Below are 19,955 nucleotides of genomic sequence, written 5' to 3' on the forward strand. Positions count from 1 at the left end.
GATGACCGACCACCGCACCCTCATATCCCGTTTCCCCCATCTGCGGCAGGACTTCGCCGCCTCACTCGTCGTCTTCCTGGTCGCGCTGCCGCTGTGCGTCGGCGTGGCCGTCGCCTCCGGGGTGCCGGCCGAACTCGGCCTGGTCACCGGCATCGTGGGCGGCATCGTCACCGGGCTGATGCGCGGCAGCAGCCTTCAGGTGTCGGGGCCGGCGGCCGGCATGACCGTGCTCGTCTTCGAGGCGGTCAAGGAGTTCGGGCTGCCGGTGCTCGGCGTGATCGTGCTCGTGGCCGGACTGCTCCAGGTGACCATGGGCCTGCTGCGGCTGGGCCGCTACTTCCGCGCCATCTCCGTCTCCGTCGTCGAGGGCATGCTGGCCGGAATCGGCCTGGTGATCATCGCCGGGCAGCTGTATCCGGCCCTGGCGGCGAAGGCCCCCGACTCCGGCCTGGGCAAGATCGCCGGGGTGCCCGGCGCGTTCCTGGACGCCCTCGGCGACACCGCCGCCCTCGCCTCGCTCGCGGTGGCAGCGGGCACGATCGCGGTGCTGCTGCTGTGGAAGCACACCCCGGCGAAGGTGCGGGCGGTGCCCGGACCGCTCGCCGCGGTCGGGCTGGCCACGCTGGCCGCGTTCGCGCTGGACCTGCCGGTGGCCACCGTCGAGGTGCAGGGCCTGCTCGGCTCGATCCAGCCCCCGCCGTTGAGCGCCTTCGGCGAGCTGGCCGGCGTCGGGCTGCTGGGCACGGTCGTCGCCTTCACGCTGATCGCCTCTGCCGAGTCGCTGTTCAGCGCGGCGGCCGTGGACCGGCTGCACTCCGGTCCGCGCACCCAGTACAACAAGGAGCTCGTCGCCCAGGGCGCCGGCAACATGGTGTGCGGGGTGCTCGGCGCGCTGCCGATGACCGCGGTGATCGTGCGCAGCGCGGCCAATGTGCAGGCCGGTGCCCGCACGAAGGCCTCCCGGGTCATGCACGGCGTCTGGCTGCTGCTGTTCGCGGCGCTGCTGCCCGGTGTGCTGGCCTACATCCCGATCCCGGCCCTCGCGGGCATCCTGATCCACGCGGGCGCCAAGCTCGTCCCGCTCCGGGCCCTGACCGTGCTGTGGCGCGAGCACCGCGGCGAGGCGCTGGTCCTGGCCGCCACGGCCGTCTCCATCGTGGCGGTCAGCATGTTCGAAGGGGTGCTCATCGGTCTCGCGCTGGCGGTGGTGAAGACCGCCTGGGAGGCCTCGCACGTCAAGCTGGAGATCGTGGACAAGGGCGCCGGGCCGATCGAGGCGCACCTGTCCGGGAACGCGACCTTCCTGCGGCTGCCGAAGATCCTCGACAGCCTGGAGTCGCTGCCCCAGGATCGCCCGGTCCGGCTCGACCTGTCCGGGCTGCACCACCTCGACCACGCCTGCCGTACGGCCCTGGAGAACTGGGCCGCGCGGCACAGCACGGCGGGCACGGCGCCGGTGGAGCTGCGCACGGCCGCGTGACGGCCCGCCCGTGGGGCCGGGGCGCCGTGACCTCTCGGCATCCCGGCTCCACGGGCCTATCGTGGCAACAGCAGACAAACCGGCCTCTGGATGAGGAGGTCACCATGGTCGAGGACCTTCTGGTGACCCTGGCGGCGGCGGGCTCCGCCGGTGTGGTGTACCTGGCGATGGCGGCACGGGTGGTCAAGCAGTACGAGCGCGGTGTGCTGTTCCGGCTCGGCCGGGTGGCGGGGGACGTACGGGCACCGGGCCTGACCCTGATCATCCCCTTCGTGGACCGGCTGCAGAAGATCAACATGCAGATCGTGACCCTGCCGATCCCGGCCCAGGAGGGCATCACCCGCGACAACGTCACCGTCCGGGTGGACGCGGTGGTCTACTTCCGGGTGGTCGACGCGACGAGCGCCCTGATCAAGGTCGAGGACTACAAGTTCGCGGTGTCGCAGATGGCGCAGACGTCCCTCAGGTCGATCATCGGCAAGAGCGATCTGGATGATCTGCTGTCCAACCGCGAGAAGCTCAACCAGGGCCTGGAGTTGATGATCGACAGTCCGGCGGTGGGCTGGGGCATCCAGGTCGACCGGGTCGAGATCAAGGACGTCTCCCTGCCGGACACGATGAAGCGGTCGATGGCCCGCCAGGCCGAGGCCGACCGCGAGCGCCGGGCCCGGATCATCAACGCCGACGCCGAGCTGCAGGCCTCCAAGAAGCTCGCCGAGGCCGCGCAGCAGATGTCCGACACGCCGACCGCGCTCCAGCTCCGGCTGCTGCAGACGGTGATGGCGGTGGCGGCCGAGAAGAACTCCACCCTTGTCCTGCCCATCCCGGTGGAGCTGCTGCACTTCCTGGAGCGGGGCGCGCAGCCCTCGCTGCCGGAGAAGGGCCCGGAGCCCGCGGCGCACACCGACGGCGGACCGCATCCCGGCTGACGGGCACACCGAGGCACCCCGGCCCGGACGGAAGGAGCGTGTGTGCGCAACGAGCCGGCCAGGAAGCTCCAGGAACTGCTGCGGCTGCCACCGGGCGAACGGGTCGACCTGTCCCGGTACGACGCCCGGGCCACCCCCGCAGCCCCGGGCGGCAAGCGGGCGGCGGGGGCGGACGCGGACCGCATGGGCAAGCAGCTCGCCCGGCTTCAGGAACGGCTGTGGGCGGCGGCCACCGCGGGTGACCGCCGCCGGGTGCTGCTGGTCCTCCAGGGCATGGACACCAGCGGCAAGGGCGGCACGGTCAAGCACGTGATCGGCCAGCTCAACCCGTCGGGGTGCCGGATCACGGCGTTCAAGGCGCCCACGGAGGAGGAGCGGCGGCACGACTTCCTCTGGCGGGTGCGGCGGGCGCTGCCCGAGCCGGGCGAGATCGGCATCTTCGACCGCTCGCACTACGAGGACGTGCTGATCGCCCGGGTCCGGCATCTCGCCCGGCCGGCCGAGATCGGCAGCCGCTACGGTCTGATCAACGACTTCGAGCGCTCCCTCGCCGAGGACGGCGTCACCCTCGTCAAATGCTTCCTGCACCTCTCCTACGACGAGCAGCGGCGCCGTCTGCTGCGCCGCCTGGACCGCCCCGACAAGCACTGGAAGTTCGACCCCGGTGACATCGACGAACGCACCCTGTGGCCCGACTACCAGAAGGCGTATGAACTGGCCCTGGAGCGCTGCGCGGCACCGTACGCGCCCTGGTACCTGGTCCCGGCGGACCGCAAGTGGTACCGCAACTGGGCCATCAGCCGGCTGCTGCTGGAGCGGCTGCGGGAGCTGGACCCGCGGTATCCGGAGGCGCACTTCGACGCGGCGGAGTGCCGGGAGCGGCTGCTGAAGCAGACGTGAGCGGGCGCCGTCCGGCCCGGGCGGACGTCAGCCGGGGGGCTCCGGCGGGCGGATGTCAGCCGGAGCGGGGTGTTTGAGCGGGGGGGCTCCGGCGGGCGGATGTCAGCCGGAGCGGGGTGTTTGAGCGGGGCTCCGGCGCAGGCGGACGTGAGCAGGGGCGGGGTTCCGGGGCAGGGCGGACGTGAGCAGGGGCGAGGTTCGAGGGCAGGCGGACGGGCGCCGGGGCGGGCGGGGCGGCGGAGGCAGACGTGAGCCGGCGCGGGGTTCCGGCGGAGGCCGACGCGAGCCCGGGTGGGTTTCCCGCGCGCAAGCCAGCCGAGCGGCGGAGGCAGACATCAGCCGGGCCGGGATTCGGCGCAGGCAGACGGGAGCCGGCCGGGATTCCGAGCAGGCCGACGCAAGCCAGGCTGGGTTTCCAGCAGGCGGGCCGAGCGGCGGAGGCAGACATTCAGCCGGTACGGGATTCCGGCGCAGGCAGACGCGCGCCCGGCCGGGATTCCGGCGCAGGAGATTCCGGCGCAGGCGGGCCGGGTGGCGCAGGCAGACATCAGCCGGGCCGGCATTCGGCTCAGGCAGACGTGAGCCAGGCCGGGATTCCGGCGCAAGCCGACGCATGCCCGGCCAGGTGCCCCGCGCAGCCAGGCCGGCATTCGGCTCAGGCAGACGTGAGCCAGGCCGGGATTCCGGCGCAAGCCGACGCGAGCCCGGCCGGGTGCCCCGCGCAGCCGGGCCGGCATTCGGCTCAGGCAGACGTGAGCCAGGCCGGGATTCCGGCGCAAGTCGACGCGAGCCCGGCCGGGATTACCGCGCAGGCGGGCCGAGCGGCGGAGGCCAGACGTGAGCCGGGGTGGTCGGGGTACCCGGCGGGCATGCACGAACAGCGGAAGGTCACCGATTCGTACTGGCTGCGGACCGCCCCGGGGCCGTCCCATCCCGCCCTGGACGGGGATCTCGACGTGGACGTGGCCGTCGTGGGCGCGGGCATCGCCGGGCTGAGCACCGCCTATGAGCTCGCCCGGGCCGGGCGGCGGGTGGCGGTGCTGGAGGCCGGGCGGGTCGCGGCCGGCGTCACCGGCTACACCACGGCCAAGCTGACCGCCCAGCACACCTTGGTCTACGACCGGCTCCGGCGCACCCGGGGAGCGGAGGGCGCGCGGCTGTACGCCCGTTCGCAGTCGGAGGCGATCGAACACGCGGCGGCGCTGACGGCCGAGCTGGGCATCGACTGCGAGTGGGAGACCCGGGACGCCTACACCTACGTCCGGGACCGCTCGCGGGTGGACGAGGTGCGCGCGGAGGCCGAGGCGGCCCGGGAGGCGGGGCTGCCGGCCGTGTTCACCACGGAGACCGGGCTGCCCTTCCCGGTGGCGGGCGCGGTCCGGGTGACCGGGCAGGCGCAGTTCCACCCGGTCAAGTACCTGCGGGCGGTCACCGCCGATCTGCTCGCGCGCGGCGGCGAGGTGTACGAGCGGACGCGGGTCACGGGTCTGACGGAGGGCGAACCGTGCCGGCTGACGACGGAGGCCGGCGCCACGGTGACGGCCCGGGACGTCGTGGTCGCCACCCACTATCCGGTGTTCGACCGCGCCCTGCTGTTCACCCGGCTCTCCCCGCGCCGGGAACTCGTCGTCGCCGGGCCGCTGGGCGACGGACCTGACCCGCACGGCATGTACATCACGCCGGACGAGAACACCCGCTCGGTGCGCACGGCGCCGTACGGGCCGGACGGACAGCGGATGCTGGTCGTCACCGGTGAGCACTTCACGCCCGGCACCGGCGATCCGCAGGCGGGCTTCGAGCGGCTGGCCGGCTGGGCCGAGGTGCACTTCCCGGGGGTGCGGCTGGACCACGCCTGGGCCACGCAGGACAACGAGTCCACCGACACCGTCCCGCTGGTCGGCCCCCTGCACCCCGGCGCCCGGCACGCCTATGTCGCCACCGGCTTCGGCGGCTGGGGCCTGAGCAGCGGCATCATGGCCGGGCTGCTGCTGAGCGCGCTGATCACGGGCCGGGACCGCGCCTGGCAGGAGCTGTACGACCCGCGCCGGCTGAAGTCGGTGGTGCGCGAGGCTCCGTCGTTGCTGAAGACCCAGGCCGAGGTGGCCCGGCACTTCGTCGGCGACCGGCTCAAACCGCCGGGCTCGGTGGACGACCTGGCGCCGGGCGACGGCGCGCTGGTCCGGTCCGGCGGTGAACGGCTCGCGGTCCACCGCGACGAGGACGGCGCCCTGCACGCCGTGTCGGCCCGCTGCACCCACCTCGGCTGCCTGGTCGCGTTCAACCGCGCGGAGCGCGCCTGGGAGTGCCCCTGTCACGGCTCACGTTTCGCCGTGGACGGCACGGTGATCCAGGGCCCGGCGGTCAAACCGCTGGAGCAACGCCCGCTGGAGTGACGGAACGCAGGGAACCGCCGCCGCACGGGTGACCGTACCGCCGTGTCGCGGGTCGAATTAATCACATAATCGGACATTCAGCTTTATGTTCGGACCGTGATCCCACGAGTACGCTGCATCACCGCCGCCTGCCTCCTGGGCCCGGCGCTCACCGCCTGCGGTACCGCGGGCGGTGAGCGGCCCGCCCCGCCCCCCTCCCGCGTCTCCGCGCCCCCTTCCCCCACCCGTCCACCCGTCCTCGCGCCGGGCCCCGGCGGGCTGACCCCGGTCTTCGAGCACGGACCGCGCACCCGGGGCAAGACCGTCGCGCTCACCTTCGACGCCGACATGACCGCCGACCAGGGGCCCCGCGCGGCCTCCGGCGAGCACTTCGACAACCCGGGGCTGATCAACGCCCTGCGCACGCTGAAGGTGCCGGCGACCGTCTTCATGACCGGCCGGTGGGCCGACCAGTACCCGGCCGAGGCCCGCGCCCTGGGCGACGACCCGCAGTTCGAGGTGGCCAACCACTCCTGGAGCCACTACGCCTTCACCGCCGACTGCTACGGCCTGCCGACCGTCGACGCCGACGCCGGCGCCATGCGGGCGGAGGTCCAGCGGGCGTACGCCTCCCTCCGCGCGGCCGGCGTGCCCCACGCGATGCCGTACTTCCGCTTCCCCGGCGGCTGTTACGACCAGCGGGCGCTGCGCGCGCTGAGCGGGCTCGGGGTGACCGCGGTGCAGTGGGACGTGGTCAGCGGGGACGCGTTCGCCACGGACGCCGACGCGGTGGTCGAGCAGGTGCTCGACGGGGTGAAGCCGGGCTCGGTGGTCGTCATGCACTGCACCCGCAGCGCCGCCCCGACGACCGAGCGGGTCGTCCGCACGGTCGTGCCGGAGCTGCGCGCACGCGGCTACCGGTTCGTGAAGGTCTCCGAACTGATCGGCCAGAGCGGCGAACCCCGCTGACCGTCCTACGCTGAAGGCATGAGCGACGAGGACTACTGCACGATCGTCGACGCGGTGAAGCCGGCCAAGGCCGCGGGACCGCCGTACGCGGAGTGTGTGCTGTGCCGGGAACCGACGGAGTACCCGGAGTCGTACAAGGGCATCACGCTGTGCCCCGTCTGCGAATGGCAGGAGGCACAGCGCACGGCCTGCTCAGGTTGAGCGACGCGAGACGAGCCGGCCGGTCGCGGCGAAGGCTCCCGCCGTGAGCAGGGCCGCGCCCGCCAGCGGCAGCAGCGGCACCGGTGCCCGGCCCGTCTGCGAACCGAGGACCAGACCGCTGACCGCCGCCTGCGCCGGGGAACCGGCCAGCACCACCGCCAGCAGCGCGCCCAGCAGCATCGCCGGCACCGCACGCCCTCGCGCACGCAGCACCGGCCGGTTGGTGAGCGCGCCGACGGCCGTGCCGAGCAGGGCGCAGGCGAGGGTGGCCGGCAGCCCCGCGGCGGCGGCCCGGAGCCGGGGTACGTGGACCCGGTGGCCGTTGCTCGCCGGGTCGCTGATCAGCGTCACCACCACGGTGGCCGCCACCCCGAGCAGCACGGCCACGAGCAGCGCGGTGAGCAGGCAGGCGAGGTGTGCCCGGGCGGGCCCACGGGCGGCGGCGACGCAGGCGCGGGCCGCGGGCGGCTCGGCGGTGACACAGATCCGTACCAGCCAGGCGGCCACCGGCAGCAGACCGGCGGCCGTGTAGCCGAGCGAGTCCAGCACCGGCTGGCCGCTCTGCACGCCGACGCCCAGGAACGCGACGTACAGGATCACCGGCGGCAGCCAGCGCTGGGAGCGCAGCAGCAGGTCGGCCTGGTAGCGCAGGAGCGCGGTCATGGGCGGCTTCCGGAGTCGGGGGACAGCGGGTCGGGGGTCGGTGGGGCGACGCGGACCACGTGCCAGGGCGGGTCGGCCGTGAGCAGGGTGCGCAGCAGGACGTCGGAGCGGGTGGCGGGGACGGCGAGCCGGTGGCTGCCGGGGGCGGTCTCCTCGGTGGACACGGCGATCCGCACCGCGTCCGGCGGCAGTTGCCCGCCCGGCGCCCCCCGCACGGTGACGAGCGTGACCGGTCCGGTCGGCGCGCTCGGGGGGCCGGTACGGCGTCGCAGTCCCCCGTCGGCCAGCGTGTAGGTGGCGTCCGGGGCCCCCGCGAGCCGGCGCGGGTCGTGGTCCACGAACACCACGGCACCCCCGGCGGCCGTCCGCTCGGCCACCACCCGCTCCAGCTCGGCCCGCGCCGCCGCGTCGAGGCCGGTCCAGGCCTCGTCCAGCACCAGCAGCTCCGGGTCGCCGAGCAGGGCCTGGGCCACGGCGACCTTCTGGCTGCCGCCCTTGGACAGCCGTGCCATCGGCGTACCGGCGTACGCGCCCGCGCCGAACCGCTCCAGCCAGGTGTCAGCGGCGCGGGCGGCGGCCTTGCGGTCGAGGCCGTGGACGGTGCCGAGGTGGGTCAGATAACCGGCGGCCGTGAAGGGCAGGGCGGGCGGGAACCGTTCCGGCACGTACGCCGTGCGCGGGCGGCCGCTGATCCGGCCCTCGCTGGGTGCGTCGAGCCGGGCGAGCAGCCGGAGCAGGGTGGACTTCCCGGTGCCGTTCGCCCCCTGGATCCGGGTGAGCGTGCCGGGGGCGAGGACGAGGTCGACGCCTCGGAGCACCCAGGGGCCGCGGATGCCGTAGCGGCGGCCCACGGCGGTCAGGCGGAGGTCACTGTGCATGGAAGGTCATTCTGTTGCAGGAGTGTCCGGCCCGGAGGCCGTTCCGGTACGGCGCTCAGCGGGCCATGCCCCGGCTCAGCCCGGCCGCCCTGGCACGCACCGCCGCGGCCCAGGCTCCCCCGTCCCGCGGCGGGGCGGACACCCCGGCGGCCGAGACCTGCACGTCGGACTGCGGACCGTCCGGGAAGGCCTCGAGCAGGCCCCAGTCGATGTGGGTCCCGGCGCGCTGGGCGAGGGCGACGACGGTGCCGACGAAGCCTTCGGACAGGGCCAGGACGACGGTGTGGCCGGTCCGCCGGTGCCGGGTGAGCAGGGCGTGCACGAAGACGCCGAAGGCGGCCGGATCGATCTGACACTCGTCGTTCCGCATCGGCCCGATGCCGGACGGCAGCCCCAGTTCGGCCTCGAAGACCTCCACCTGCCGCAGGAAGAGCCGGGCGGCCCCGTTGGACGGATTCCACAGCGTCTCGTCCCCGACGTCGAAGTACTGACTCATGGCGCTCCCCCTCCAGTCCCCTCGGTCGATCAAGAGGGGTGAGCGTAGCCAGCCGGTTCACCGGCGCCGCCGGAATTTTCCGCGCGGGTCCCTCGCCCGGCCCGCGCGTTGATCGGTCCGCCCGGGGCTTCGTAGGCTGGGCTCCCGTGAGCCACGTTCCCGCCCCCACCGCCGACAGTCCCGTCCAGCCCGCACGCGATCCGCGCGACGAGGCCCCCCAGTTCGTCCTGCCGCTCGTGGTACGGATCGAGCGGAACGCCCCGCCGGGCCGTACCGACGCGCTGGAGACGGCCTCCCGGGCCGTCCTGACCCTGCTAGGCGACGAGCGGGCGCACGGCGACGGCGAGTGGGCCGAGGCGGTACGCGACTGGGAGGACGCCCGGATCCGGAAGGTGGTCCGACGGGCCCGGGGCGCCGAGTGGCGGCGCGCCGAGGCGCTGCCCGGGATCACCGTGACCGGCACCTCCGCCGAGGTCCGGGTCTTCCCGCCGATCCCGCTGGACGGCTGGCCGAAGGACCTGGCGAAGCTCCAGGTGTCGGGCACCGAGCTGGAGGACCCCGAACCGCCGGTTCCCGCCGACCCGGCCGGCCGGACCGTGCTCTGGCTGAACCCGGACCTGGAGATGTCGGCCGGCAAGGCGATGGCCCAGGCCGGCCACGGCGCCCAACTGGCCTGGTGGGCCCTGCCGGACACCGCCCGCACCGCCTGGCGCGACGCCGGCTTCCCCCTCTCCGTCCGCACAGCCACCGCGGCCGACTGGCCCCGCCTGACCACGAGCGGCCTGCCCGTGGTCCGCGACGCCGGCTTCACGGAGATCGCCCCGGGCTCCTGCACCGTGGTGGCGGAACACCCGGCCTTGCGCTGACCGGGGAGCGGGCCGCCGCAACCTCAAATGTTGCTCTGAACGCGACAAGAGGGGGGTTCGGCGGCGGTCGCCGGGGCCATATCCCCGTCACTCGACGCAGCAGCACGGGCCGAGGAGGGGGAAGACCATGCGGCGACTGGGGACCGGGATCGGATGGCGGCCGGAGATCGCGGACGCCGTGGAGCGCATGCCCGGCATCGACTGGGTGGAGGTCGTGGCGGAGAACGTCTGCCCCGGGCACCTGCCGGATGCGCTGCTGCGGCTGCGCGAGCGCGGTGTGACGGTGGTCCCGCACGGCGTCTCCCTCGGTCTCGGCGGCGCGGACCGGCCCGACGAGGGACGGCTGACGGCGCTCGCCGAGCGGGCGGAGGCACTCGGCTCACCGCTGGTCACCGAGCACATCGCCTACGTCCGGGCGGGCGGCGCGCTCACCGCCTCCCCGCTCCTGGAGGCCGGCCATCTGCTGCCCGTGCCGCGCACCCGGGACGCGCTGGACGTGCTGTGCGAGAACGTCCGCATCGCGCAGGACGCGCTGCCGGTGCCGCTGGCCCTGGAGAACATCGCCGCGCTGTTCTCCTGGCCGGGTGAGGAGCTGACCGAGGGCCAGTTCCTGTCCGAGCTGGTCGAGCGGACCGGCGTACGGCTGCTGATCGACGTGGCCAACCTGCACACCAACCACGTCAACCGGGGCGAGGACCCCGCCGAGGCGCTGGCCGCGCTGCCCCTCGAGGCGATCGCCTACGTGCACGTCGCGGGCGGCTTCGAGCGCGACGGCGTCTGGCACGACAGCCACGCGCATCCCGTACCGCGTCCGGTCCTCGACATCCTGACCGGCCTCGCCGCCCGGGTCGCGCCGCCGGGGGTGCTCCTGGAGCGGGACGAGAACTTCCCCGAACCGGCGGAACTGGAGCGGGAGCTGGGGGCGATCCGGGAGGCGGTGGCGGCCGGGCGCGCGGCGGAGCGTGCGGTGGCGGGTACGGCGGAGGTGCCGGCCCTCGGGGGCGCGGCAGCGGGGGGCGTCGGTGTCCTGGCGCGGCCGGTGGCGGAGCCGGTGGCCGGCGTGCGGGAGCGGGTCGGGGTCGCGCAGGCCGCCGTGTTGTCGTCCCTGGTGGCGGGGACGCCGGTGCCGGAGGGGTTCGACCGGGTGCGGATGGGGGTGCAGGCGCGGGCGCTCGCGGCGAAGCGGGCGGGGGTCGTGGCGAAGGTGGCGCCCGAGCTGCCGGTGATTTTGGGGGCGGGGTACCGGGAGGCGTTCCTGGAGTACGCCCGGCAGCGGCCGATGCGGGGAGGCTACCGGCTGGACGCGCTGGACTTCGCCGGGCACCTGCTGAAGCTGGGGCGGCCGGGGGACGCGGGGGTGCGGCGCGAGCTGCGGGACTGGTGGCTGGACCGAGCGGGCCCGGCACCACGGAAGCGGGGTCTCGTGGACCGGGTGCTGCGACGCCGCGTCTGAGATCCGCCGAGCGGCTACGGCGCCTCGACGGCCGACGGCACGCGCGGCTCCCCGGAGGCGCGGGGAACCACGCGACCAGCCACGACGCACCCGCAGCCGCCGGCGGACCACACCAGCCCTCCGGCACCGCGCACCGCCACCGCGCACCCGCGCCCGAAGAGCCCTCCCAGCCCCCCAGTAAGATGCCAACCCCGCACCCACCCCCAAGCACACACCGGCGTGCGGTGCAGGAGGCACCATGCGACCGCGACCGCGACCCCCGATCAACGGCCGAGGCATATTCAGCGGCACCGGGCTCATCGTCACCGCCCTGGCGGCGACCGTCGTCGCGCTGCTCGTCCCGCTGTGGTCGTACGCAGACCGGCAGGACGACCCGGCGAGCGCGAGCGTGCTGAGCACGCGGACGGTGACGACGCCGTACGGCCCGCTGTCCGCGCAGGACCGGGACTTCGTCACCAAGGTCCGGCTGGCCGGGCTGTGGGAGCTGCCCGCCGGGGAGCTGGCGCAGCGGAAGGGGACCACCCCCGCCGTCCGTACGGCCGGCCAGCACCTCGTCGACGGCCACACCTCCCTCGACGCGCACGTGCGGACGGTGGCCACCCAGCTCGGCATCACCCTGCCCAACGAGCCGAACGAGCAGCAGAGGCAGTGGCTCGCCACCCTGGACACGGCCAAGGGCCAGGACTTCGACCGCCAGTTCGCCGGCCTCCTCCGGCTCGCGCACGGCCGGGTGTTCTCCCTGGTCGCGCAGATCCGGGCGGGCACCCAGAACTCCCTGGTCCGCGACCTCGCCGACGACGCCAACGCGACCGTCCTGGACCACATCAAGGTCCTGGAGGCGACCGGGTACGTCGACTTCGCCGCACTGGCCGAGGACCTCGCGGCCCCCGCCTCCCCGGTGCCGACCCCGCCGGCGGTCGATCCGAGCGCCGCCGTACCGGTCGAACCGTCACCGGACCAGGCGTCGCAGGGCCGGACCTCGCCCGGCCAGACCGTCTCGCTGCCGCCCGCCACCAGCAGCCCGCCGCCGGCCACGAGCGGCCCCTGACCAGCCCGGAAAGCGGAACGTCACATACCGGCAACACTGCGTCCGGATCGTGGAAAGGGCATGGCGTCCGCCCAGTCCCCTGGCATAGAAACACGTCATGTTCTGGGTCCTTCTCCTGCTCCTGGCCTGGGCTTTCGCCGGTACGGCCTGCACCCGGCTGTGCCTGGCGGCCCTCCGCGCGGCAGCCGCGGACGTACGTGACACGCCGACGGACGGGGAGCGTGATCTGACGCTGTACGAGGCGGCCTTCCTCTCCGGCGGCCCCGCGCGGGTCGCCGACGTGACCCTGGTCGCCATGGCCCGCCAGCGTCGGCTGCTGCTCGCGCACACCGGCTGGGCCACGGTCGTGGACCCGCGGGGGCGCGACGAGATGGAGCGGTCCGTCATAGGGGCCATAGGACCGGAGGGGCAGTCCCGGATCGCACCGGTACGGGCGCGGGCGGCCGGCGCGGAGGCCGTGCGCAGGCTGGCCGAGGGGCTGGTCCGCGCGGGCCTCGCGGTGCCCGAGGGCACGGGGACGACCGTGGGGGCCGCCGTGCGCCACGTGCGGGCCTCCGTGCTCGCCGTGGCCGCCCTGGGCGTGACCGCGCTGCTCCTGCCCGTCCAGACCGGGACGCCCCGCCTGCTGGTGGGCCTGTGGTTCGCCCTGCCCCTCACGCTGGCCCTGAGCTGTCTGGCCATCGCCCGGTTCGAAGTGCACCCGTACTCGCCCTGGGCCTCCCCGGCCGGGCAGCGGCTGCTGAGCGCGCTGGCCGGCGAGCCGGCCGGTGACGAGCGGTCGTTCCTCACCTCCGTCGCCGTACGCGGCATCCGCGCGATAGGCGAACCGGAGCTGCGCGCGGCCTTCACCCACCGCGACCAGCCCTGGCGGGAGTGAGGCCCGCGGTGGAGCTGGACCGCCCCGGCGAGCGGCCGCCGGCAGCCGGCACCCTGCGGTACGCCACCCGGCGGTGGCCGTCGGACCGCGACCTGCTCGACTTCTGCAGGAACCCGCGGAACGGGCGGCTTCCGGGGGCGCACAGGGGGCATTGGGGCCGACACCGGCCCGACGGTGCTTGCCTTCCCCCACGACCGCCCGAAATATCCCTTCTGTCGTCGCCGGGCCGTGGCAGCCGTGCCATCGCCGCCGCGCACCGAAGGGATACGCGATGAAAGCTGCCGCCCTCTACTCGGCCGCCGGTTCCTTGCTCCTGACCACCCTGGCCGCGGCCCCGGCGGGCGGCACGCCCGGTACCCCCGACGCCCCGGGCGCCCCCGGCGCGGCCGAACTGCGCGGCACCGCGGTGGCCGTGGCCCGCGCCCGGGCGGCCGGGATCGACTTCGGTCCGTGCTCCGCCGCGGACGTCCCGGAGGCGCCGGCCGGTGTGCGGTGCGGCACGGTGAGCGTCCCGTTGGACTACGCCCACCCGAACGGCAAGCGGATCCGGCTGACCGTCAGCCGCGCCCAGGCCACCCACAAGGACCCGCGCAACAGCAAGCGGAGGGTCCCCCGGCAGGGCGCCCTGGTCTTCAACCCGGGCGGCCCCGGCGCCTCCGGCATGTACTTCCCGCTGATCGGCACGATCCCGGCGTGGCAGCGGATCGCCGCCGCCTACGACCTCGTCGGCTACGCCCCGCGCGGAGTGGGCCGGTCGGCGCCGCTGTCCTGCGAGGACCCGAAGCACTTCTTCAAGGCGCCGACCGCGTCACCGACGCATCCGTCGGAGGCGTACAAGCGGCAGCGCATCGCGCAGGCACGGGCGTACGCGCGCGGCTGCGCCCAGCGGTCCGGAAGCGGGCTGCGGTTCTACAACTCGCTCAACAACGCCCGTGACCTGGACGTCCTGCGGGCCGCTCTGGGCGAGGACCGGCTGACCTTCATGGGGGCGTCGTACGGCACCTACTTCGGCGCGCTGTACGCGACCATGTTCCCCTCCCACGTGCGGCGCATGGTGCTGGACTCGGCGGTGAACCCGGACCCGCAGAAGATCTGGTACCGCAGCAACCTGGACCAGTCGGTGGCGTTCGAGGAGCGCTGGGCGGACTTCCGTGACTGGATCGCCCGGCACGACGACGTCTACGGGCTCGGTGCCACGCCCGCTCGGGTGCAGCGCAGCTACGACACCGCGCGCGAACGGCTGGCCGGGAAGGCGGCGGACGGGAAGGTCGGTCCGGGCCAGCTCCAGAACGTGTTCCTGACGGCCGGGTACTACGACGACTTCTGGCCGAGCCGCGCGGCGGCGCTCTCGGCGTACCTGCACGGCGACCCCGGACCGCTGGTCCGGCTGGCCACACCGAGCCCGGAGAGCGCCGCCGAGGCGGAGAACAGCAGCGCGGTGTACACGGCCGTGGAATGCAACGACGCGCCCTGGCCGACGGACTGGGCGGTGTGGGACCGCGACAACACCCGGCTCGCCCGGGTGGCGCCCTTCGAGACCTGGGACAACGCGTGGATGAACCTGCCGTGCGCCTACTGGCCGGCGCCCCGGCAGCGGCCGCTGGACGTGCGGACCGGGCTCGGTGAGCTGTCGCCGGTGCTGATCCTGGCGGCCGAGCGGGACGCCGCCGCTCCGTACCAGGGCGCGCTGGAGATGAACCGGCGGCTGGCCGGCTCGGTGCTGGTGACCGAGCGGGACGCGGGCACGCACGGTGTCGGGGGCGGGCCCAACAGGTGCGTCAACGGGTACCTGGAGGCGTACCTGCTGGAGGGCCGTGTCCCGGCGCGGCACGCGTCGTGCGCGCCGCGCCCCGAACCGGTCGCCTCCGGCGGTCCGGCCGACAAGGGGGTTCGGCGGGACGCCCTCAAGGGCAAGGGCGAGCGGCGTTAGGCCGCGCGCACGCGGCGGAGCCGCACATCGGCACAGCCCCGCGCCGCTTCGGGGCACCGTCAGGCGAGGCCCGCCACCAGTTCGCCGATGTCCTTGCGGCGGCCCGTGAAGAACGGGACCTCCTCGCGGACGTGCATCCGGGCCTCGGAGGCGCGCAGATGGCGCATGAGGTCGACGATGCGGTACAGCTCGTCGGCCTCGAAGGCCAGGATCCACTCGTAGTCGCCGAGGGAGAACGAGGCGACCGTGTTGGCGCGCACGTCCGGGTAGCCGCGGGCCATCTTGCCGTGGTCGGCGAGCATGCGGCGGCGGTCCTCGTCGGGCAGCAGGTACCAGTCGTAGGAGCGCACGAACGGGTAGACGCTGACGTAGTTGCGGGGCGTCTCGTCGGCGAGGAACGCCGGGATGTGCGAGCGGTTGAACTCGGCGGGGCGGTGCAGCGCCATGTTCGACCACACCGGCTCCAGCGCGCGGCCCAGCCTGGTGCGGCGGAAGAGGTTGTACGCCTCCTGGAGCTGGTCGCTGGTCTCGGCGTGCCACCAGATCATGAGGTCGGCGTCGGCGCGCAGGCCGGAGACGTCGTAGGTGCCGCGGATCGTCACGTCCTTGGCGGCGAGCTGGTCGAACAGCTCCTGGACCTCGTCGGCGTATCCCGCGCGGTCGTCCGGGAGGACGTCCTTCAGCTTGAAGACGGACCAGAGGGTGTAGCGGATGACCTCGTTGAGGTCCTTGGCCAGCTTGCCCTTGTTCGGGATCCTGCCGGACTCGGTGGTGGGGGCGTCGTCACTCATGGTCCCTATTCTCCCGCTCCGCCGTGCAGGCTCTGCACCGGGTTGGCCGTCAGCTCCCGGACCCCGGAGAGGTCGCCGCCGAGCTGGTCGACCGCCGCGTACGCGCCGGCGATGCAGGCCGGGATGCCGACGCCGTCGTACTGCGCGCCGCAGACCGCGAGCCCCGGCAGCTTGGCGATCTGCTCCCGGACGCGGGCCACGCGCGCGTGGTGCCCGACGGGGTACTGCGGCAGGCCGTCGGTCCAGCGGGTGACCCGGGTCCGGAGGGGTGCGGCGGCCAGGCCGGTGGCCTCCCGCAGGTCGTGCCGGGAGACCTCCACCAGGTCGGCGTCGTCCCGGCCGAGGACCTCCGTCTCGCCGTGGCGGCCCACGGACGTGCGCAGGACCACCACGTCCGGGTCCTCCTCGGCGATCCAGCCCCACTTCTGGGAGGCGAAGGTGGAGGCCTTGATGGTGCGGCCGTCGACGGGCGGCACCAGGAAGCCGCTGCCCTCGGGCAGGCGCAGGTCCGCGCGCCGGTAGGCGAGGGTGATCAGGGCCATCGAGGCGTACTCGACGGCGGCCAGCTCGGCGGCGGCGCCCGGGGACTCGGCCCGCAGCAGGGCGGCGGCGGCCGGGGCGGGTACGGCGACGATCACGGCGTCGGCGTGCAGCACGCGCTCCCCGGCCGTGATCCGCCAGCCGCCGGCCGCTTCCCGGCGCAGTTCACGCGCGGGCGTGCCGGTGAGGATCTCGCCGCCCCGCGCGCGCACCGAGTCGGCGACGGCGAGCGGGAGCCGCCCGACCCCGCCGGCGATGCCCATGAAGACCGGCCCGGTCTGCTGCTGCGCGGCGGCCTTGGCCTGGATCTCCCGGACGCCCTCCGTGAGGGAGGCGTGGGTGCGGGCGGCCTGGAAGAGCTGCGGGACGGCGGAACGCATCGAGATGCGGTAGGCGTCGCCCGCGTACACCCCGCCGAGCAGGGGTTCGACGAGCCGGTCGACGACCTCGCGGCCGAGCCGGGCCGCGACGTACTCCCCCACGGCCACGTCGTCGCCGATCTCGGTGCGGGGCAGGTCGGCGTCGCGCTCGATGCGGGCGAGGCCCTCGTCCGAGAGGACGCCCAGGAGGGCGGCGGCGGTGCCGGGCACGCCCATCACATGGCCCTTGGGCATGGGGCGCAGGGCGCCCCGGGTCCAGATCGAGGCGGTCGCGGTGGCGGGCGGCTGGAGCAGCTCGCCCAGTCCGGCCTCGCGCGCGAGGGCCACCGCCTCGGGGCGGCGGGCGAGCATGGACTCGGCGCCCAGGTCGACCCGCACGCCGGCGATCTCGCCGGGCAGCAGCTTGCCGCCGACCCGGTCGCCGGCCTCCAGCACGGTCACCCGCGCCCCGCGCCCCAGCAGCCGGTGCGCGGCGGCCAGTCCGGCGATGCCGGCCCCGATGACGACGACGTGCCCCGGGCTCCCGCCCGGCGCGCTGGTACCCGTTGCGCTCATGCCCCCACTCTCTCAGACCCCACCGACACGCCCGCCGGGAGCCGGTGTCCGGGACGAGTCCGGAGCGTGACCGCATCGGAACCGGCGCCGTCGAACGTTCCCGCCCGGCCCGCCGTCGAAGGACCGTCACAGCCCACAGCCCTCGGGGGTACCGCCCATGCGCACACCACACACCGCACGCCGCCGCCGGGCCCTGGCCGGTGTCCTGCTCGCCGCCTGCCTCGCGCTCGCCGGGTGCGGGGGCGCCGACGACATGGGCGGCTCCTCGAAGGCCGCCTCGGACAGCAAGGCCGAGGCGGCCGGTGCCCCCGGCGGTTCGGCACGGAACGGCAGGGCCGGCAACGGCGCGGCCGCACGCGGGACGCCGAAGCTCACCACGAACGCGATCATCCGCACCGCGTCCCTCACCGTCGAGGTCGAGGACGTGCCCAAGGCCCTGGATGCGGCCCGGACGGCCGCCGAGGACGCGGGTGGTTACGTCGGCGACGAGACGACGAGCCGGGACACCGACGGGCACGAGCAGACCCGGGTCGTGCTGCGCGTGCCCACCGAGAAGTACGACGAGGTCCTCGCCGGCCTCCAGGGGACGGGCCGGGTGGTCGACCGCACGGCCAAGGCGGCCGACGTCACCGACCAGGTGGTGGACGTGGACAGCCGGGTGAAGTCGCAGCGGGCCAGCGTGGCCAGGATCCGCGCGCTGATGGAGAAGGCGACCAAGCTGAGCGACGTAGTCGCCCTGGAGGGGGAGCTGAGCGGCCGCCAGGCCGATCTTGAGGCGCTGCTGGCCCGGCAGGCGTCCCTGAAGGACCGCACGAGTCTGGCCACGATCACCGTGTCGCTGTCCGAGACCCCGGTGCGGCAGGCGGACGACTCGCCGGGCTTCACGGACGCGCTGGCGGGCGGCTGGCACGTGTTCGTCGACGTGCTGCGCTGGATCGCGCTGGCGCTCGGTGCGGCCCTGCCGTTCGTGGCCCTCGCCGCGCTGCTGGTGCCGCTGTGGCTGCGGGTCGTACGGCCCCGGCTGCCGCGCCGCGCGGAGCCCGCGCCCGCGACGACCGCGCTCGGCCCGCTGCCGTCGGCCCGTCCGGCACCGGACTCCGCGCGGGCGGCCGGTCCGGGCGACCGGGACTGAGCCGGACGGAGCCGAGAAGGGTCGGCCGGGACGGAAGGATCCGCGCCCCGTAGCGTGTTCCCATGAGCGTGAACGGTGGGCGGGGCAGCGACGGCAGGGAACGGCTGGTCGTGATCGGCGGCGACGCCGCGGGCATGTCCGCGGCGTCGCAGGCCCGACGGCTGAAGGGCCCCGATGAACTGGAGATCGTGGCCTTCGAGCGCGGCCACTTCACCTCCTTCTCGGCGTGCGGCGTCCCGTACTGGGTGGGCGGCGAGGTCCCCGAACGGGACCGGCTCATCGCCCGGACGCCCGAGGAGCACCGGGCGCGCGGGATCGATCTGCGGCTGCGCACGGAGGTCACGGAGATCGACGTGCCGGGACAGCGGGTACGCGCGCGTGACGTCGATTCCGGCGCCGAGTCCTGGACGCCGTACGACCGGCTCGTCATCGCCACCGGCGCCCGCCCGGTCCGTCCGGACCTGCCCGGCGTGGACGCCCCCGGCGTGCACGGCGTGCAGACCCTGGACGACGGCCAGGCCCTGCTCGACACGCTGGCCCGCACGCGTGGCCGCAGGGCGGTGGTCGTCGGGGCCGGCTACATCGGCGTCGAGATGGCCGAGGCGCTGATCAACCGGGGCTTCGAGGTGACGGTCGTCAACCGCGGCAAGGAGCCCATGTCGACGCTCGACCCGGACATGGGCCGGATGGTGCACCGGGCCATGCAGGGCCTAGGCATCACCATGGTGAACAACGCGGAGGTCACCAAGGTCCTCACCGGGGGCGACGGCCGGGTGCGCGCGGTGGCCACCGAGCACGCCGAGTACCCGGCGGATCTGGTGATCCTGGGCATCGGCGTCCGCCCGGAGACCGCCCTCGCGCGGGCGGCCGGCCTCCCGCTCGGCGCCCACGGCGGCCTGCTCACCGACCTCGCGATGCGAGTGCGCGGCCACGAGAACATCTGGGCGGGCGGCGACTGCGTGGAGGTGCTGAACCTGGTCTCCGGGCAGGAGCAGTACGTCCCGCTCGGCACCCACGCCAACAAGCACGGCCAGGTCATCGGCACCAACGCCGGCGGCGGCTACGCCACGTTCCCCGGTGTCGTCGGTACGGCGGTCAGCAAGGTCTGCGACCTGGAGATCGCCCGCACCGGCCTGCGGGAGAAGGACGCCCGCCGGGTGGGTCTCCGCTTCGAGACGGTCACCATCGAGTCGACCAGCCGCGCCGGCTACTACCCCGGTGCCGCCCCCATGACGGTCAAGATGCTCGCCGAGTGCCGCACGGGCCGGTTGCTGGGCGTGCAGATCGTCGGCAGGGAGGGGGCGGCGAAGCGGGTCGACGTCGCGGCGGTGGCACTGACCGCGCAGATGACGGTGGAACAGATGACGGCCCTGGACCTGGGCTACGCCCCGCCGTTCTCACCGGTGTGGGACCCCGTCCTGGTGGCGGCGCGGAAGGCCGTCTCGAAGGTACGGGCGAGCTGACCGGCCCAAGGGGCGCGGGGCAGCGCCCGACC

18 protein-coding genes are annotated in these 19,955 nt (G+C 74.5%); 13 read left to right on the plus strand and 5 right to left on the minus strand.

Going from position 1 to position 19,955, the window contains the following annotated elements; translation table 11 throughout:
• Position 1: 1 nt before the first annotated feature.
• From OO52_RS21020 to OO52_RS21045, 6 genes are all read left to right on the plus strand, one after another.
• Positions 2-1,480 carry a SulP family inorganic anion transporter gene (locus tag OO52_RS21020; RefSeq protein WP_030645026.1) on the plus strand — a complete coding sequence of 493 codons (1,479 nt, stop codon included), beginning with the start codon at positions 2-4 and terminating at the stop codon, positions 1,478-1,480.
• 104 nt (positions 1,481-1,584) lie between these two features.
• Entirely contained in the window at positions 1,585-2,409 is an 825-nt protein-coding gene (locus OO52_RS21025; protein ID WP_030645028.1) for a slipin family protein, read from the plus strand.
• A 42-nt stretch (positions 2,410-2,451) separates the two neighbouring features.
• The gene (locus tag OO52_RS21030; RefSeq protein WP_030645030.1) at positions 2,452-3,309 is read left to right on the plus strand and encodes a PPK2 family polyphosphate kinase; all 858 of its coding nucleotides are present in this window, start codon (positions 2,452-2,454) and stop codon (positions 3,307-3,309) included.
• A gap of 869 nt (positions 3,310-4,178) precedes the next feature.
• Positions 4,179-5,702: an FAD-dependent oxidoreductase gene (locus OO52_RS21035; RefSeq protein ID WP_030645032.1), complete on the plus strand. Its 1,524-nt coding sequence runs from the start codon at positions 4,179-4,181 to the stop codon at positions 5,700-5,702.
• A gap of 96 nt (positions 5,703-5,798) precedes the next feature.
• Complete coding sequence (locus tag OO52_RS21040) at positions 5,799-6,650, plus strand: polysaccharide deacetylase family protein (protein ID WP_030645034.1); 852 nt, start codon at positions 5,799-5,801, stop codon at positions 6,648-6,650.
• 18 nt (positions 6,651-6,668) lie between these two features.
• Complete coding sequence (locus OO52_RS21045) at positions 6,669-6,851, plus strand: hypothetical protein (protein WP_030645036.1); 183 nt, start codon at positions 6,669-6,671, stop codon at positions 6,849-6,851.
• On the opposite strand, the gene OO52_RS21050 is transcribed toward OO52_RS21045, so the two are convergent.
• From OO52_RS21050 to OO52_RS21060, 3 genes are read right to left on the minus strand one after another with little or no spacing between them, the layout of a single operon-like run.
• A complete protein-coding gene (locus OO52_RS21050) occupies positions 6,843-7,514 on the minus strand; it encodes a hypothetical protein (RefSeq protein ID WP_030645038.1) in 672 nt (223 codons plus the stop codon). The genes OO52_RS21045 and OO52_RS21050 overlap by 9 nt on opposite strands.
• Positions 7,511-8,392 carry an ABC transporter ATP-binding protein gene (locus tag OO52_RS21055; protein ID WP_030645040.1) on the minus strand — a complete coding sequence of 294 codons (882 nt, stop codon included), beginning with the start codon at positions 8,390-8,392 and terminating at the stop codon, positions 7,511-7,513. The genes OO52_RS21050 and OO52_RS21055 overlap by 4 nt, the downstream gene beginning before the upstream one ends.
• Positions 8,393-8,447: 55 nt before the next feature.
• On the minus strand, positions 8,448-8,888 hold the full coding sequence (locus tag OO52_RS21060; RefSeq protein ID WP_030645043.1) for a DUF6086 family protein: 441 nt from the start codon (positions 8,886-8,888) through the stop codon (positions 8,448-8,450).
• Between the two features lie 146 nt (positions 8,889-9,034).
• Between OO52_RS21060 and OO52_RS21065 the strand changes: the two genes are divergently transcribed.
• The 5 genes from OO52_RS21065 to OO52_RS21085 all read left to right on the plus strand — a co-directional run bounded on the left by OO52_RS21065 (position 9,035) and on the right by OO52_RS21085 (position 15,062).
• A complete protein-coding gene (locus tag OO52_RS21065; protein ID WP_030645045.1) occupies positions 9,035-9,754 on the plus strand; it encodes an aminoacyl-tRNA hydrolase in 720 nt (239 codons plus the stop codon).
• A 127-nt stretch (positions 9,755-9,881) separates the two neighbouring features.
• On the plus strand, positions 9,882-11,207 hold the full coding sequence (locus OO52_RS21070; RefSeq protein WP_030645048.1) for a DUF692 domain-containing protein: 1,326 nt from the start codon (positions 9,882-9,884) through the stop codon (positions 11,205-11,207).
• Positions 11,208-11,445: 238 nt separating this feature from the next.
• On the plus strand, positions 11,446-12,255 hold the full coding sequence (locus OO52_RS21075; RefSeq protein ID WP_030645049.1) for a DUF4142 domain-containing protein: 810 nt from the start codon (positions 11,446-11,448) through the stop codon (positions 12,253-12,255).
• Between the two features lie 97 nt (positions 12,256-12,352).
• Positions 12,353-13,132 carry a TIGR04222 domain-containing membrane protein gene (locus OO52_RS21080; protein ID WP_030645052.1) on the plus strand — a complete coding sequence of 260 codons (780 nt, stop codon included), beginning with the start codon at positions 12,353-12,355 and terminating at the stop codon, positions 13,130-13,132.
• Positions 13,133-13,403: 271 nt separating this feature from the next.
• A complete protein-coding gene (locus OO52_RS21085) occupies positions 13,404-15,062 on the plus strand; it encodes an alpha/beta hydrolase (RefSeq protein ID WP_030645053.1) in 1,659 nt (552 codons plus the stop codon).
• A gap of 59 nt (positions 15,063-15,121) precedes the next feature.
• On the opposite strand, the gene hemQ is transcribed toward OO52_RS21085, so the two are convergent.
• Positions 15,122-15,853: a hydrogen peroxide-dependent heme synthase gene (gene hemQ, locus OO52_RS21090; protein WP_030645055.1), complete on the minus strand. Its 732-nt coding sequence runs from the start codon at positions 15,851-15,853 to the stop codon at positions 15,122-15,124.
• 5 nt (positions 15,854-15,858) lie between these two features.
• On the minus strand, positions 15,859-17,328 hold the full coding sequence (hemG, locus tag OO52_RS21095) for a protoporphyrinogen oxidase (RefSeq protein WP_030645057.1): 1,470 nt from the start codon (positions 17,326-17,328) through the stop codon (positions 15,859-15,861).
• A 157-nt stretch (positions 17,329-17,485) separates the two neighbouring features.
• On the opposite strand from hemG, the gene OO52_RS21100 reads away from it, so the two are divergent.
• Together OO52_RS21100 and OO52_RS21105 are read left to right on the plus strand one after the other, a co-directional pair.
• Positions 17,486-18,460 (plus strand): DUF4349 domain-containing protein, encoded by a 975-nt coding sequence (locus OO52_RS21100; RefSeq protein ID WP_030645059.1) that lies wholly within the window; start codon positions 17,486-17,488, stop codon positions 18,458-18,460.
• A gap of 62 nt (positions 18,461-18,522) precedes the next feature.
• The gene (locus OO52_RS21105) at positions 18,523-19,923 is read left to right on the plus strand and encodes an FAD-dependent oxidoreductase (protein WP_030645066.1); all 1,401 of its coding nucleotides are present in this window, start codon (positions 18,523-18,525) and stop codon (positions 19,921-19,923) included.
• Positions 19,924-19,955: the final 32 nt, after the last annotated feature.

Source organism: Streptomyces flaveolus (genome assembly GCF_000716535.1).
Lineage (GTDB): Bacteria > Actinomycetota > Actinomycetes > Streptomycetales > Streptomycetaceae > Streptomyces > Streptomyces flaveolus_A.